Genomic DNA, 14,578 nt, shown 5'->3' on the forward strand with positions numbered 1-14,578 from the left:
GCCCGGTGGCCCCGCCGCGGCCCGCGCCGGACGTCCCGCCGCGGCCGGGCAGCGAACCGCCGCCGAGACCGCCGGGGATGTAGCCACCGCCCCCACCGAGACCGCCGCCACCGCCCAGGCCACCGCCACCACCGAGACCGCCGCCCCCACCGGGGCCGGTCGGCAGCGTGCCGGTGCCGCCACCGCCGGGGGTCGGGTGCGTCCCGACCGGCGGCAGGCTGTCGATCCCCGTGCTCGGCGGAACGACCGGGTGGCCCGGGGTCGGCATCGACCCCGGCGGGACGTCGCCCGGCAGCGGGGTCGGCACGTGCGGCGAACCCGGGATCGTCTGCTTCGGCCCCTGCGGGTCCGTCTGCCCCGGCTTGCCCGACGGGTCGTCCGGCACGCCGTTCGGGTACTTCGGCGCCACGGGCGGCGGGGCGTGGATGCTCGGCGGGACGGGGTTCTCGGGCTCCGGCGGGAACGGCTTCTTGGGGTCGTGGATGTTGCCGGTCTCCGGCGGTCGCATGTACCCCGCCGCCTGGTCGAACTGTGGTGCGAGGTGCTCCATGACGCCGATGGCGTACTGGTGGGAGACCTCGGTCGCCGAGAGTTCGCTGTAGTTCTTGTTGACCGCGCTGATCCGGTCCATGCCGCCGGCCACGTCGGCCTTGAACTGGGCGTCGGAGCGGTCGAAGCCGTCCCCGAGCAGCTTCGCGCCGCGGTCGAAGGTGCTGGGCACCTGGATCTGCGCCATGGTGGCCTTGCTCTGCTGCAGGGCGTCCCCGGCGAACTTCATCGCCGAGGAGGTGTTCTGCGCATGGGCGGCCGTGTTGGTCATGCTCGCCTGAAGCGTGGTCGCCCGCTTGGTGAAGCCGTCGGCGGCCGCGCCCTCCCAGTTGGCGGTGGCGTGCTGCACCGCCCGCTGCAGGTCAGCGGCGGCCTGCTCCAGCTCCTGGTGGACGTTGGTCCAGTGCTGGCTGACCTCGTGGAGTCGCTCGGGCCTGGAGTGCTCCAGCATCCGCTTGAGCGGGATCAGGTCCTCGTGTTCGAACTGGCTCATCTCACGCCCTCCCGGACTGCATGGCCTTCGTCGAGGCGACGAACTCGTCCTCGCGCGTCCGGTAGGCGGTGTTCACTGCGTGCGTCTTGTCCCCGAAGTCGTTGATCAGCGAGTCGAGTTCCTGGATGTGCTGGCTCAGGAACTGCTGCATCTGCGAGTGCGCGGCGAACAGCTTCTTCGCCTGGTCGAAGTTGGCACCGAAGTCGTCACTGACGAGGACGGTGTTGTACTTCGCCTTGTTGCCGCACTCGCTGAGGCCCTGCTGGAGGGCCCTCAGTCGCTTCACGACTGCTTCCAACTCGTCGGTGTTGACGCGGTATCCGTCGGCCATCTCACTCCTCCCCCTGGAGTCCGTACTTCCCCGTTGTTGCTGCACCCCGTGCGCAACGGGGCATGACGCCCTGACAGGGCGTTCGATCGTATCGCCTCTAGGCCGTGTACTGACACACCGTCATCGCGGTGGGTTACCGCCCTGGTAGGGGTTCTGGTACGGCTGCTGCTGGGGGTACCCGGGAGGCGGCGGCTGGGTGCCGTAGGGCTGCTGCGCGGGCGGCCAACCGGGGGCCGCGCCGTACGGGGCCTGGCCCTGCGGGGGCACCGGGGCGGCCTGCGGCCGGCGGCGGCTGCGGGTCGCCGCGGCGATCACCACGACGAGCAGCACCACCACGACGGCGAGGGCGCCGAGCACCATCAGCGGCGTGATGCCGCCGAAGACGGAGGTCTTGGTCACGGGCTGCGACACCGGCGCGTCCGAGGCGGCACCCGGTGCGGCCGCACCCCCCGGCGCGGTCAGCGGGCCTTCCTTGCTGCCCGCCGGGATGTCCATGGTCAGCGCCTCGTAGGGCCGGATCACGCCGTACCCGAAGTGCGGGTCGGGCAGCTTGGCACCACTGGCCGACGCCGGGACGGCAGCCGACTTGGCCAGGCGGTTGGCCACCTGGCCGGCGGTGAGCTGCGGGTACTTGGCGCGGACGAGCGCCGCGGCACCCGACACGTAGGCTGTCGCGTCGGACGTTCCGTCCGCGAGGCAGTACTGGCTGGACCCGCACTTGCCTGCACTCACGATGTCGACGCCAGGTGCCGCCAACCGGACCTCGGGGCCGGAGTTGGAGTCCGACCAGACCTCGGACGACTTGTCCGCTGCCGCCACGGCGAGGACACCCGGCAGGTTCGCGGGGTTCGCCACGGCTCCGCCGGTGTTGCCGGCGCCGGCCACCACCAGGACGTCGTGCTGGTACGCGTAGGCGACGGCACCTTCCATCTCGCTGTTGGTGACGGCGGCCGCCTGCGAGATGTTGATGACCTTGGCACCGTGGTCGACCGCCCAGCGGATGCCCTGCGGAATCACGTCGAGGGCGTTGGCGTCGCCCTTGTACACGGGGAGGATCTTCGCCCCCGGCGCCAGGCCGACGACGCCGGCATCGGCACCGTGCCCGTGCCCGGCGATCAGGCTGGCCATCCCCGTGCCGTGCGAGTCCGTCGGCCTGGTGTTGAGGTTCTTCCCGCTCTGGTCGTAGCCGGGCAGGACCTGGCCGGTGAGGTCGGGGTGGGTGGCGTCGACGCCGCTGTCGATGACGGCGACGATCACGTTGTCGCCCTTGCTGACGGACCAGACCTTGTCGAGCTTGAAGTACTGGTTGGCCCACTGCCCGTCCCGGACCTGGTCCGCGGACGCCCCGGGGGCGGCCGCCAGCAGGAGTGCACCTGCCAATGTCGTGGCGCCGAGCACCCGCATGGCCCTGGTCAGCCTCATCACTACCCCGTCAGTCGTCTGCTGCTGCCCGTACGTTGTCGCAACGCCCCCGCGTGCACAGGGCGCTTCGATCGTATCGTCTGTCCGGGCGCGGACTGACGCGGCATCGGCCGACCGGCCTGCCGGAACGGGGCCCGGACGGCGTGTCAGACGGCGGCGATGGCGTCCTCGGGGAGGATCGGCAGGCGGCCGACCGGCATACCGGTGGCGGCGCGGACGGCGGCTGCGACCGCCGCGGGCGCGACGACCGCGGGCACCGCGCTGACCGCCTTGGCACCGAAGGTGGCGACCACGTCGCGCTCCTCGAGCAGGGCGGCGATCCGGATGTCGGGGGTGTCGAGGGCGGTCGGCAGCCGGTAGCCGGTGAGCGAGGCGTTGACCGGACGGCCGCCCTCGGTGCGCAGGTTCTCCATCAGGGCGAGGCCGACGCCCTGGGCGACGGCGCCCTCGATGCGGTCCTCGATCTGGCGGGGGTTCAGGGCGCGGCCGACGTCCTGGGCGACGGTGACGTCCACCACCCGGACGGCGCCGAGTTCGATGTCGACGTCGACGACGGCCCGCATGGCGCAGAAGGCGATGGAGACGAAGGCGTCGCCCTGTGCGTTCTCGTCCAGCGGCTCGGTGGGGTGCGGACGGCACTGGGCGGTGGCCCAGAGCTCCTTGCCCTCCAGGGCCTCGGCGACCGGCATGCCGAGCACGCCGTCGTAGGAGGTGATCTTGCCGTCGGCGATCGAGAGCAGTTCGACGGACATGCCGAAGTTGGCCGCGATCGGCTGCAGCAGCTGGTGGCGGACCATCAGCGCGGCCTTCTCGACGGCGCCGCCGGACACCCAGGTGTGCCGGCCGCGGGCGGAGGGGCCGGCCGCGGGCTGGTCGCTGTCGACGGGGGCGACGTACACCTCGGAGACGCCGAGGGTGGTCTGCACGATCTGCCGGGCGAGGGTGGCGAAGCCCTGGCCGGCGTCGACGGCGGCGCAGATGACGGTGGCGTGGTCGCCGCTGACCCGCACGGTGGCGGTGGAGACCTCGTCCTCGCCCTCGGCGCCGAGCATGTGCACCATGCCGACGGCGTAGCCGATGCCGCGGCGGACGGCCGCCGGGTCGCCGGCGCCGCCGGGCCCGCCGGGGAGCAGCCAGTCGGCCTCGGGGTCGTCGACCGGGAGGGCGGGCAGCGGGAGTTCGGTGACCGCGTCGAGCAGTGCCTCGACCGGGGCCGGGCAGGTGACGGCCTGGCCGGTGGGCAGCGGGTCGCCGGTGGCCATGGCGTTGCGGCGGCGGATCTCCAGCGGGTCGATGCCGACCTGCTTGGCCAGCTGGTCGAGCTGGGACTCGTGGGCGAAGCAGGTCTGCAGGGCGCCCTCGCCGCGCATCCGGCCGGCAGGCGGGTTGTTGGTGCGCACCGCCCAGGCGTCGACGAAGACGTTGGGACAGGTGTACGGGCCGACGGAGAAGGCGGTGGCGGCGGCGAGCGTCTCGGCGGAGACGTCCGCGTAGGCGCCGCCGTCGAGCAGGATCTGCGCCTCGACCTTGACCAGCTTGCCCTCGGCGTCGGCGTGGTGGCGGTAGCGCAGCAGGGCGGGGTGCCGGGAGGTGTGGGTGTGGAAGGACTCCTCGCGGGTGAGGGTCATCTTCACCGGGCGGCCGGTGCGCAGGGCCAGCAGGGCGAGGAGCACCTGGAAGGAGAGCGCCTCGCGGTCGGTGGCGGCGCCGGGGACGCCGGTGACGACGGTGCGCACCCGGTCGGGGTCGAGGCCGAGGCAGGCGGCGGTGCGGTCGCGGTCGCCGTGCGGGTCGGTGGTGGAGAGGTGGAGTTCGACGCCGCCGTCGGGGCGGGGCACGGCGAGGCCGGCCTCGGCGCCGATCGGGGCCGGGTCCTGCCGGCCGACCTGGTAGAGGCCCTCGACGACGAACTCGCCGACCGCCTCCGGGTCGCCGGTGCGCAGCGGGAGGTGGCGGAAGAGGTTGCCGTCGGGGTGCAGCGGCGCGGCGTTGAAGGCGGCCTCGGGGTCGGTGACGGCCTCCAGCACCTCGTACTCGACGGCGACGAGGGAGGCGGCCAGCCGGGCGGTGTCCGGGGTCTCGGCGGCGACGGCGGCGATCGGCTCGCCGTGGTGGCGGACGACCTCGGAGGCGAGGACCGGCCGGTCACCGGGGACGGGGCAGGAGGCCAGGTCGGCGGCGGTGACGACGGCGTGCACGCCGGGCAGGGCGAGCGCGGCGGAGGTGTCGACGGAGACGATCCGGGCGTGGGCGTGCGGCGAGCGCAGCACGGCGCCCCAGAGCAGGCCCTCGGCCCAGAGGTCGGCGGCGTAGGGGTAGATGCCGAGCGCCTTGGGGAGGGCGTCGGTGCGCAGCGGGGAGCTGCCGAGGCCGAACGGTTCGGGCGCCGGGGTGTCCTGCTCGGTGGGCGCGGTCATGCGTTCTCGTCCTCGGGGAGCCTGATGCCGTGGGCGGGGGTGGTGCCGTCGTAGCCGGCCGGGCCGGTGTGGCCCGGGTGGCCGTGGTGGCCGGTGGCGGTGTCGTAGCCGGTCTCGTAGACCGGGCTGTCGTAGCCGGCCGGGGTGACGTACACCTGGCCGGTGTCGTAGCCGCCCTCGTAGACGGGGGCGCCGTCGTAGTGGGCCTGGTCCGGCAGCGGGATGCCGTGCGGCGGGGTGGCGCCGTAGGGGGCGGCCTCGTAGGAGGTGCCGTGCGCGGGCGTGGGGATGTACGGGGTGCCGTGCGCGGGCGTGGTGTCGTGGGCCGGGCCGTCGTGGGCGGTGCCGTGGGCGGGGGTGGCCTCGTAGCGCCCGGTGTCGTACGGGGCGGCCTCGTGTCCGGGGGCCTGGGCGGGTGCCGGGACGTAGCCGAGGTAGCCCTCGGCGGGCTGCGGCGGCTGGTAGTACCCCTCGGGGCCCGGGACGGCGGCGGGCTGCTCGGGCGCCTGGGGCCGGTGGGCGGCGGCGTACTGGTCGGCCTCGACCCAGAGTTCGGAGTCGGCGTAGAGCGGGAGTTCGCCGGCGAGCGGGAGGTCGGCGGCGGACTGCTGGCCGGCCGCCGCGGGCGGCGCGGCGGTGGCGCCGTCGGCGGGTGCGGCCGCGTCGGCCTGTTCGGCGGCGGCCTCGGCGGCCTCCAGCTCGGCTTCCAGTTCGGCCTCGCGGGCCTGGGCGACGGTCTGCACGGCGGCGAGGACGCCGCGGTAGCCGGTGCAGCGGCAGAGGTTGCCGCACAGGGCCTGGCGGGCCTCGACGTCGGTGGGGCGGTGGTTGCGCTGCAGCAGGTCGTGGACGGCCATGGCGAGGCCGGGGGTGCAGTAGCCGCACTGGACGGCGCCGGACTCGGCGAGCGCCTGCTGGACGTCGCTGGCGGTGCCGGCGCCGGAGAGGCCCTCGACGGTGGCGATCTCGCTGTCGGCGGCGAGCGCGGCGGGCACCAGGCAGCCGGCGACCAGCTGGCCGTCGACCTGGACGGTGCAGGCGCCGCACTCGCCCTGCTCGCAGCCGTCCTTGGCGCCGGCCAGGCCGAGCCGCTCGCGGAGCACGTAGAGCAGGCTCTCGCCGATCCAGGCGTCGTTGACCGGCCGTTCGAAGCCGTTGACCCGCAGCGTGTACGAGGCGCAGGGGCGCACGTCGCCGAGGCCGTTGAGTTCGTCCGTCACTTCAGCGCCCTTCCCAGTGCCCGGCGGGCCAGCACCGCCACGGTACGCCGCTGGCGGACGAGGGTGGCCGCCGCCCCCTCGCCGGCGCCCTCCAGGGCGGCGTCGGGGATGCAGGCGGCGGCGACGTACTCGCCGAAGGCGGCGAGCGCGGCGGGGTCGATGGGCTGGGCGCCGTCCTCGCCGCGGACGTCCCAGTCGATGCAGCCGGCCACCCAGGCCTCGGCCTCGTGCGGGCGCAGCGGCACGGGGGCGACGGCGCCGACGGCGCAGCGCACGGCGCGCCGGGCGGGGTCGAGGACGAGGGCGACGGAGGCGGCGGCGCGGGCGGGGCCGCTGCGGCCGCCGGCCTTGAGGAAGACCTGCGGGGCGTGCAGCAGCGGGACGCGCACCCACGTGAGGAGCTCGCCGGGGCGCAGCGGGTCGAGGCCGGTGAGCAGGTGGGTGACCGGGACGTCGCGGGTGACGCCGGACCGGGCGAGGGTGGCGGTGGCCTCCAGCGCGGCGAGCACCGGCAGGGTGTCGCCGGCGGCCGCGGCGGTGGCGATGTTGCCGCCGAGGGTGCCGACGTTGCGGACCTGTGGGGGGCCGGCCGTGCGGGCGGCGTCGGCGAGGGCGGGGATGAGCGCGGCGAAGTCGGGGCGGTCCATCCGGGCGTGGGTGAGTCCGGCGCCGAGCACGGCGGTGCCGCCGTCCTCGTAGCGCCAGCCGCGCAGCTCGGTGATCCGGCCGAGGCCGATCAGTGCGGCGGGGCGCAGCCGGCCCGCGTTGACCGCCTCCATGAGGTCGGTCGCGCCGGCCACCGGGACGGCTCCCGGGGTCGCGGCCAGCGCGTCGACGGCCTCGTCGACCGAGGCCGGCAGCATGATCGTCCGGTTCACCAGGATTCCACCGTGCTCCACTTGCTCATCAACTGCCCTGCCCTCCCACCGGCAGTGCGGCCTGGCCCGTAGGGTACGGGCGATCGGGCCGGGTTGGGCAACTCTGGCACACAATGCCGGATGATCACTTGCCGGCCGGTCCGGCGGTGAGGGCAATACCGGACGAATCAGGCCACAAAACCGAGCGAACCGGAAGGGCTCCGCCCGGATGTTCATCGGATATTGACCTGACGCGGCAGCAGGTCCGGCGGGGTCCGCGGGGTGCGGACGCCCCCGCGCACGCGGTTGACGCGCGCGGGGGCGCGGCGGCCTCAGGGGCCCTCCGCGGGCCGTCCGGCGACCCCGGGGCGGCGCTGCCAGGGGTGCGGGCCACCGGGCGGCCGGTACTCGACCCCGAGGGCGTCCAGGCGCGGGTAGTGGCCGGCCATCCGGCGCTCGAACCCGGCCCAGTCCCGCTCGTCCGGGTCGCGCGGCAGGTCGGACCAGGCGACCTCGGCGAACGCGGCGAGCCGCGGGAAGGCCCGGTAGTCGACGTCGCGGGCGTTCGTCATGAACTCGGTCCACAGGTTGGCCTGGGTGCCGATCACCCGGGCGGCCGCGGCGCCGTCCAGCTCCGGCGGCACGGGCTCGAAGCGGTAAACGTCCTCCAGGGTGCGGACGTACCCGACCGGGATCGGCTCGTCCCCGCCCGGGGCCTGCCGGTGGTCGAGGTAGACGTGCTGCTCCGGGCACATCACCACGTCGTGGCCGGCCCGGGCGGCGGCGATGCCGCCCTCGTAGCCGCGCCAGGAGGAGACGGCGGCGCCCGGTGCGAGGCCGCCCTCCAGGATCTCGTCCCAGCCGATCAGGCGGCGGCCGCGGTCGGCCAGCCAGCGGTCGAAGTGGCGGATGAACCAGCTCTGCAGCCCGTCCTCGCCGTCGACGCCGAGTTCGGCGATCCGGGCCTGCGCGGCGGGGCTGGCCCGCCACTGGTCCTTGGGGCACTCGTCGCCGCCGAGGTGGACGAACTCGGACGGGAAGACCTCCAGAACCTCCTCCAGCACCTCCTCGAGGAACCGCAGGGTGCCGTCGGTGACGTTCAGCACGTTGGGGTTGATCCCCCAGTCCGTCCAGACGCCGAGCGCCGAGGTGTCCACCGCGTCGGTGTTGCCGAGCTCGGGGTACGCGGCGATCGCCGCCTGGGAGTGTCCGGGCAGGTCGATCTCCGGGACGACGGTGATGTGCCGGTCGGCGGCGTACGCGACGATCTCGCGCAGGTCGTCCTGGGTGTAGTGGCCGCCGTGCGGGCGGTCGTCGCGGCGGTCCGCGGAGCGGTAGCCGACCATGGACCGCTCCCGCCAGGAGCCGACCGCGGTGAGTCGCGGGTGGCGCCGGATCTCGATCCGCCAGCCCTGGTCGTCGGTGAGGTGCAGGTGCAGGACGTTCAGCTTGTGCGCCGCCATCAGGTCGAGGAAGCGCAGGACGTCGGCCTTGGGCAGGAAGTGCCGGGCGACGTCCAGCAGCACGCCGCGCCAGCCGAAGCGGGGCGCGTCCTCGATCCGCACCGAGGGCAGCACCCAGTCGGCGCCGGGCAGCGGGGCGCGGCGGTAGATCCGCGGGTCGAACAGCTGGCGCAGCGTCTGCGCGGCGTGGGACAGGCCGGGGCCGGCGCCGCCGCGCAGCACGGCGCCGTACTCGTGCACCGCCAGCGCGTACGCCTCGGGACCGCCCGCGGCCAGCAGCTCCGGGTCCGTCCGCAGGGTGATCGTCTGCCGCAGCAGGCGGCCCTGCTCCTCGGTGCACGCGTCGAGGGCGAAGCCGGTCGCGGCGGAGAGCTCGGCGCGCAGCCGGCGGGCGACGGCCTGCGCCGCCGGGTCGTCGGCGGCGATCCTGGTCCCGGGGTGCAGCCGGAAGCTCCAGGGGCCGGGCGCCCCGTCGTCGGCCTTCAGGTGCCGGGGGGCGGGGATGAGGTCCATGCGGGCCATCCTGCCCCGTCGCCCGGCAGTGGTACAGACCACTGCCGGACCGACTCGGTGCTACTTGTCGTCGCCGCCGCCGTCGCCGCCCTGGCCGAGACCGTCGAAGATCTCCTTGCACATCGGGCAGACCGGGTACTTCTTCGGGTCGCGGCCCGGGACCCAGACCTTGCCGCACAGCGCCACCACGGGGGACCCGGAGAGGGCGCTCTCCATGATCTTGTCCTTCTGGACGTAGTGCGCGAAGCGCTCGTGGTCGCCGTCCCCGTGGGACACCTGGGGAACGGGCTCGACCAGGGTGCCGGTGCCGAGTCCGCGCTCGGGCTCAAGAGTGCTCATGGATGCCAAGTCTATGGGCGCCGCTCCGAAGCGGGCCAGTAGCGCACCGGACGACCGGCCGCGGCCGCCGGGCTCAGTTCATGGTGGGGTCGTCCGGGTAGGTGGCGAGCATCGCCAGCGGGCCGCGCTGGCGGCGCAGCACCGACCGCCAGAGCCGTTCGGGCTCGGGGCTGGAGACGTCGCCGGGCTCGCAGTCGACCAGGTACCAGGCGCCCTCGGCGATCTCCGCCTCCAGCTGCCCGGGCGACCAGCCGGAGTAGCCGGCGAAGACCCGCATCGCGCCGAGCTCCCCGGCCAGCACCTCGGGCGGCGCCTCCAGGTCGACCAGGCCGATCGCGCCGTGCACCCGCCGCCAGCCGATCGGCTCGCCGTGGCCGGGCTCGCCGGGCACCACCGCGAGGGCGAGCGCCGAGTCCAGCGCCACCGGGCCGCCCTGGAAGACGACCGCGGGCTGGCCGGTCAGGTCGGCCCAGCCGTCCAGGACGGTCGACACCTCCACCGGGGTCGGCCGGTTCAGCACCACCCCGAGGGCCCCCTGGTCGTCGTGGTCGAGCAGCAGCACCACCGCTCGCGCGAAGTTCGGGTCGGTGAGCACGGGCGTCGCGACGAGCAGTCGGCCGGTGTGGGAGGGGGCCGCGGTCATGCCCACATGATCCCGCAGGACGGCCCGGGAGGGGCGCCCCAACACGAAACCTCCTCGCCCCGTCCCCGCAGGCCCGCCGGGTCGCACCCGCACCACCCGGACGGCCCTGCCCACCGGGCGCCGGGGGGCCTCCGCAGCCCCCGCGGAGCATGATCACCAAAGGGGCACACGGGAACCAATCGCCCACCCTCTACCATCTATGGATGGTGGAAGGGCTTTCGCCGACGGTGGAAGGACCTTCCACTCGCGTCTCCCCCTGCCCCGCAGCCGTAAGAACCCCCTGCGCACCCCGGATTGCGAGAACGATGACCGACGACCTCCTGCTGGTCCACGGCGGTAACCCGCTCGAAGGCGAGATCCAGATCCGCGGTGCCAAGAACCTGGTGCCCAAGGCCATGGTCGCCGCACTGCTCGGCCAGGGCCCCAGCCGGCTGCGCAACGTGCCGGACATCCGCGACGTCAAGGTCGTGCGGGGCCTCCTGCAGCTGCACGGCGTGACCGTCCGCACCGGCGACGAGGACGGCGAGCTGATCCTCGACCCCTCGCACGTCGAGAGCGCCAACGTGGCGGACATCGACGCGCACGCCGGCTCCTCGCGCATCCCGATCCTGTTCTGCGGCCCGCTGCTGCACCGGCTCGGCCACGCGTTCATCCCGGGCCTGGGCGGCTGCGACATCGGCGGCCGGCCGGTCGACTTCCACTTCGAGGTGCTGCGCCAGTTCGGCGCCACCATCGAGAAGCACCCGCAGGGCACCTACCTGGTCGCCCCGCAGCGCCTGCACGGCACCAAGATCGAGCTGCCCTACCCGTCGGTCGGCGCGACCGAGCAGGTGCTGCTGACGGCGGTGCTCGCCGAGGGCGTCACCGAGCTGCGCAACGCGGCCGTCGAGCCGGAGATCGTCGACCTCATCTGCGTGCTGCAGAAGATGGGCGCGATCATCTCGATGGGCACCGACCGCACCATCCTGATCACCGGTGTGGACGAGCTGGGCGGCTACAACCACAAGGCGCTGCCGGACCGTCTGGAGGCGGCGTCCTGGGCGTGCGCCGCGCTGGCCACCAAGGGCGACATCTACGTCCGCGGCGCCCGCCAGATCGAGATGATGACCTTCCTGAACACCTTCCGGAAGGTCGGCGGCGCCTTCGAGGTCGACGACGAGGGCATCCGCTTCTGGCACCCGGGCGGCGAGCTCAAGGCGATCGCCCTGGAGACCGACGTGCACCCCGGCTTCCAGACCGACTGGCAGCAGCCGCTGGTCGTCGCGCTGACCCAGGCCAACGGCCTGTCCATCGTCCACGAGACGGTGTACGAGTCGCGGCTCGGCTTCACCGGCGCGCTGAACCAGATGGGCGCGCACATCCAGCTCTACCGCGAGTGCCTCGGCGGCACCCCCTGCCGCTTCGGCGCCCGCAACTTCCGGCACTCCGCGGTGGTCTCCGGCCCGTCCAAGCTGATCGGCTCCGAGCTGGTCATCCCGGACCTGCGCGGCGGCTTCTCGTACCTGATCGCGGCGCTGGCGGCCGAGGGCACCTCGACCGTGCACGGCATCGACCTGATCAACCGCGGCTACGAGAACTTCATGTCCAAGCTGCGGGACCTCGGCGCGCACGTCGAGCTGCCCGCCGAGCAGCCCGTGACCGTCTGACGGGCCCGCACGGGCACCTGAACGCCGATGGCCGGCCTCCCCGAGGGGAGGCCGGCCATCGCGTCGTCCGGGCTGCTGCCGGGGCTCAGGCGCCCTTGGCGGCTTCCTTCAGCTTGGAACCGGCGCTGACCTTGGCGCTGTAGCCGGCCGGGATCTGGATCGGGTCGCCGGTCTGCGGGTTGCGGGCGGTGCGCGCGGCGCGGTGGGTCCGCTCGAAGGTCAGGAAGCCGGGGATGGTGACCTTCTCGTCACCCTTGGCGACGACCTCGCCGACGACCTCGGCGAAGGCGGCCAGCACGGCGTCGGCGTCCTTGCGGGTCACCTCGGCGCGCTCGGCCAGCGCGGCCACCAGCTCACTGCGGTTCATGTGTACTCCTGTGGTCTGTTGCTTGCGGTGTGCGGGGGCCCCATCGGTCGCCCCCTCCGGGGGAACCCGGATGGGCCGCTGGTCCGCACACTGGTGCTCGTTCAGGCGAGGGGTGGTCAGGGGCCGGGCTCCGGCCCCGAAGCGCCGCAAACCGCCCGCCCGGGTACGAATCCTGCCCCGACCGGCACTGAGAAAGCCAATCGGCCACCGGCGGTGTTGACCCGAACAGATCCCGCCCGGCGGAGGTGTGACGCTCCGTCGGCCCCGGAGGGCCGGACCGGGCGGCGGTCGGGACGACACGCCGGAAAGCCGGGAGGGACGTTCCGTACTTGTCGGACACGCCACCCCCGTGCAGGGCTACCGTACGCCCTGGCACCGACAAGCCCAAACACGCCCCTTCCCCTTGTGTCGCAAGGGGAAGGGCCGATCCGGCGCCCGGCGCGTCGTTCGCACACCTGAGCGATCAAGAACGACACTCCGGTCAGATGCCGACGACCGGGAAGGAGGAGGTGTCGAGGGTGCCCACGATGCCCGCGGTCGGGCGCACCGGAACGGGCTCCTGGCCCTCCCGCGAGGCCAGCGCGACCTCGCGCACGGCCGCCGCCACGGTCTTCGCGACGTCCGGGTGGAAGACGCTCGGGATGATGTAGTTGGCGTTGAGCTGGTCGTCCGCGACCGTGGTGGCCAGCGCCCGGGCCGCGGCGATCATCATCGCGGTGTCGACCGTCCGGCTCTGCGCGTCCAGCAGGCCGCGGAAGACGCCCGGGAAGACCAGCACGTTGTTGATCTGGTTCGGGAAGTCGCTGCGGCCGGTGGCGACCACCGCGGCGGTCTGCCGGGCCACCGCCGGGTCGACCTCCGGGTCCGGGTTGGCCAGCGCGAAGACGACCGCGTCCTCCGCCATGGTGGCCAGGTCGTCGCCGTCCAGCACGTTCGGGGCCGAGACGCCGATGAACACGTCGGCGCCGGCCACCGCCTCCTTGAGGCTGCCGGTGCGGCCGGAGCGGTTGGTGTGCTCGGCGATCCAGCGCAGGCTGTCGTTGAGGTCCTCGCGGCCGCTGTGGACGACGCCGTGCACGTCGGCCACGGTGGCGTGCTCCACGCCGGCGGCCAGCAGCAGCTTGAGGATCGCGGTGCCCGCGGCGCCGGCACCCGACATCACCACCCGGATGTCGGCGATGTCCTTGCCGACCACCTTGAGCGCGTTGGTCAGCGCCGCGAGGACGACGATGGCGGTGCCGTGCTGGTCGTCGTGGAAGACCGGGATGTCCAGGGCCTCGCGCAGCCGGGCCTCGATCTCGAAGCAGCGCGGCGCGGAGATGTCCTCCAGGTTGATGCCGGCGAAGCCGGGGGCGATCGCCTTCACGATCGCGACGATCTCGTCGGCGTCCTGGGTGTCCAGGCAGATCGGCCAGGCGTCGATGCCCGCGAAGCGCTTGAAGAGGGCCGCCTTGCCCTCCATGACCGGCAGCGCGGCCTTCGGGCCGATGTTGCCCAGGCCCAGCACCGCGGAGCCGTCGGTGACCACCGCGACGCTGTTGCGCTTGATGGTGAGGCGGCGGGCGTCCTCGGGGTTCTCGGCGATCGCCATGCAGACCCGGGCGACGCCCGGGGTGTAGATCATCGAGAGGTCGTCGCGGTTGCGGATCGGCAGCTTCGAGGACATCTCGATCTTGCCGCCGAGGTGCATCAGGAAGGTGCGGTCCGAGACCTTGCCGATGCTGACGCCGTCGATCGTCCGCAGCTTCTCGACGATCTCCTCGCCGTGGGCCACCGACGACGCGGCGACGGTCACGTCGATGCGCAGCGACTCCAGGCCGGAGGCGGTGACGTCGAGACCGGTGACCGAACCCCCGGAGGACTCGACGGCCGTGGTGATCGCGCTGACGGCGTTGCCCCGGGCCGGGACCTCCAGCCGCACCGTGATCGAGTTGGAGACACTGGGCACCGTCGCCATCGACGTCCTTCTTCCGTCCGCTCTTGAGGGTCTTTCCGGTCTCGATCGTCGCACTTACCGGTCGGTAGCCAGAAATAAAGTTCATTGAGTGTGCAGAACCCACAAACGGCACGGGCCGCCGCACTGGGCCGGTCGTGTGCTCCGCCGAAAATCTCCCGCCGCGGCCTTGGCGTCCCGAGCCGATGCGTTACATTGGACGGGACACCGGCTCGATCCAAGCCCCCGGGCCCAACCTTCGTCGCTTCGAGCGACCACTTGCCGCGAGGCGAGCATGGCGGGTCGGTGTCATTGACGTGAGAAGGCCCCCACCTCCGGGTGGGGGCCTTCGTCGTACCGCGGCGCCGGCACACCGCCGTACGGC

General features: G+C 73.5%; 11 protein-coding genes and 1 pseudogene. 1 reads left to right on the forward strand and 11 read right to left on the reverse strand.

Features of this window, described 5'->3' with window-relative positions; all coding sequences use genetic code 11:
• From ABZ641_RS05895 to ABZ641_RS05935, 9 genes and pseudogenes are all read right to left on the reverse strand, one after another.
• On the reverse strand, positions 1-1,042 hold a 1,042-nt coding region (locus ABZ641_RS05895), incomplete at its 3' end, for a WXG100 family type VII secretion target (protein WP_359979474.1).
• A 1-nt stretch (position 1,043) separates the two neighbouring features.
• Entirely contained in the window at positions 1,044-1,373 is a 330-nt protein-coding gene (locus ABZ641_RS05900; protein ID WP_359979477.1) for a hypothetical protein, read from the reverse strand.
• A gap of 120 nt (positions 1,374-1,493) precedes the next feature.
• On the reverse strand, positions 1,494-2,795 hold the full coding sequence (locus ABZ641_RS05905) for a S8 family serine peptidase (RefSeq protein ID WP_359979480.1): 1,302 nt from the start codon (positions 2,793-2,795) through the stop codon (positions 1,494-1,496).
• Positions 2,796-2,941: 146 nt separating this feature from the next.
• Entirely contained in the window at positions 2,942-5,212 is a 2,271-nt protein-coding gene (locus ABZ641_RS05910; protein WP_359979483.1) for a xanthine dehydrogenase family protein molybdopterin-binding subunit, read from the reverse strand.
• Positions 5,213-5,925: 713 nt separating this feature from the next.
• A pseudogene (locus ABZ641_RS05915) lies at positions 5,926-6,390 on the reverse strand ((2Fe-2S)-binding protein); the annotation flags it as partial.
• 38 nt (positions 6,391-6,428) lie between these two features.
• A complete protein-coding gene (locus ABZ641_RS05920) occupies positions 6,429-7,295 on the reverse strand; it encodes an FAD binding domain-containing protein (protein ID WP_359979499.1) in 867 nt (288 codons plus the stop codon).
• 326 nt (positions 7,296-7,621) lie between these two features.
• On the reverse strand, positions 7,622-9,265 hold the full coding sequence (locus tag ABZ641_RS05925) for a beta-N-acetylhexosaminidase (RefSeq protein WP_359979486.1): 1,644 nt from the start codon (positions 9,263-9,265) through the stop codon (positions 7,622-7,624).
• Between the two features lie 60 nt (positions 9,266-9,325).
• Positions 9,326-9,604, reverse strand: a complete 279-nt coding sequence (locus tag ABZ641_RS05930; RefSeq protein WP_344623420.1) for a DUF3039 domain-containing protein — start codon at positions 9,602-9,604, stop codon at positions 9,326-9,328.
• 73 nt (positions 9,605-9,677) lie between these two features.
• Positions 9,678-10,247 carry a YqgE/AlgH family protein gene (locus ABZ641_RS05935; RefSeq protein WP_344623419.1) on the reverse strand — a complete coding sequence of 190 codons (570 nt, stop codon included), beginning with the start codon at positions 10,245-10,247 and terminating at the stop codon, positions 9,678-9,680.
• A gap of 305 nt (positions 10,248-10,552) precedes the next feature.
• On the opposite strand from ABZ641_RS05935, the gene murA reads away from it, so the two are divergent.
• Positions 10,553-11,893 carry a UDP-N-acetylglucosamine 1-carboxyvinyltransferase gene (gene murA, locus ABZ641_RS05940; RefSeq protein ID WP_263105159.1) on the forward strand — a complete coding sequence of 447 codons (1,341 nt, stop codon included), beginning with the start codon at positions 10,553-10,555 and terminating at the stop codon, positions 11,891-11,893.
• 85 nt (positions 11,894-11,978) lie between these two features.
• Here the strand turns inward: murA and ABZ641_RS05945 are convergent, their stop codons facing one another.
• Both ABZ641_RS05945 and ABZ641_RS05950 read right to left on the reverse strand, forming a co-directional pair.
• The gene (locus ABZ641_RS05945; RefSeq protein ID WP_030271959.1) at positions 11,979-12,260 is read right to left on the reverse strand and encodes an HU family DNA-binding protein; all 282 of its coding nucleotides are present in this window, start codon (positions 12,258-12,260) and stop codon (positions 11,979-11,981) included.
• A 481-nt stretch (positions 12,261-12,741) separates the two neighbouring features.
• Positions 12,742-14,217, reverse strand: a complete 1,476-nt coding sequence (locus ABZ641_RS05950) for an NAD-dependent malic enzyme (RefSeq protein ID WP_344623418.1) — start codon at positions 14,215-14,217, stop codon at positions 12,742-12,744.
• Positions 14,218-14,578: the final 361 nt, after the last annotated feature.

Source organism: Kitasatospora sp. NPDC007106 (genome assembly GCF_040634455.1).
In the GTDB taxonomy this organism is placed as follows: domain Bacteria; phylum Actinomycetota; class Actinomycetes; order Streptomycetales; family Streptomycetaceae; genus Kitasatospora; species Kitasatospora arboriphila.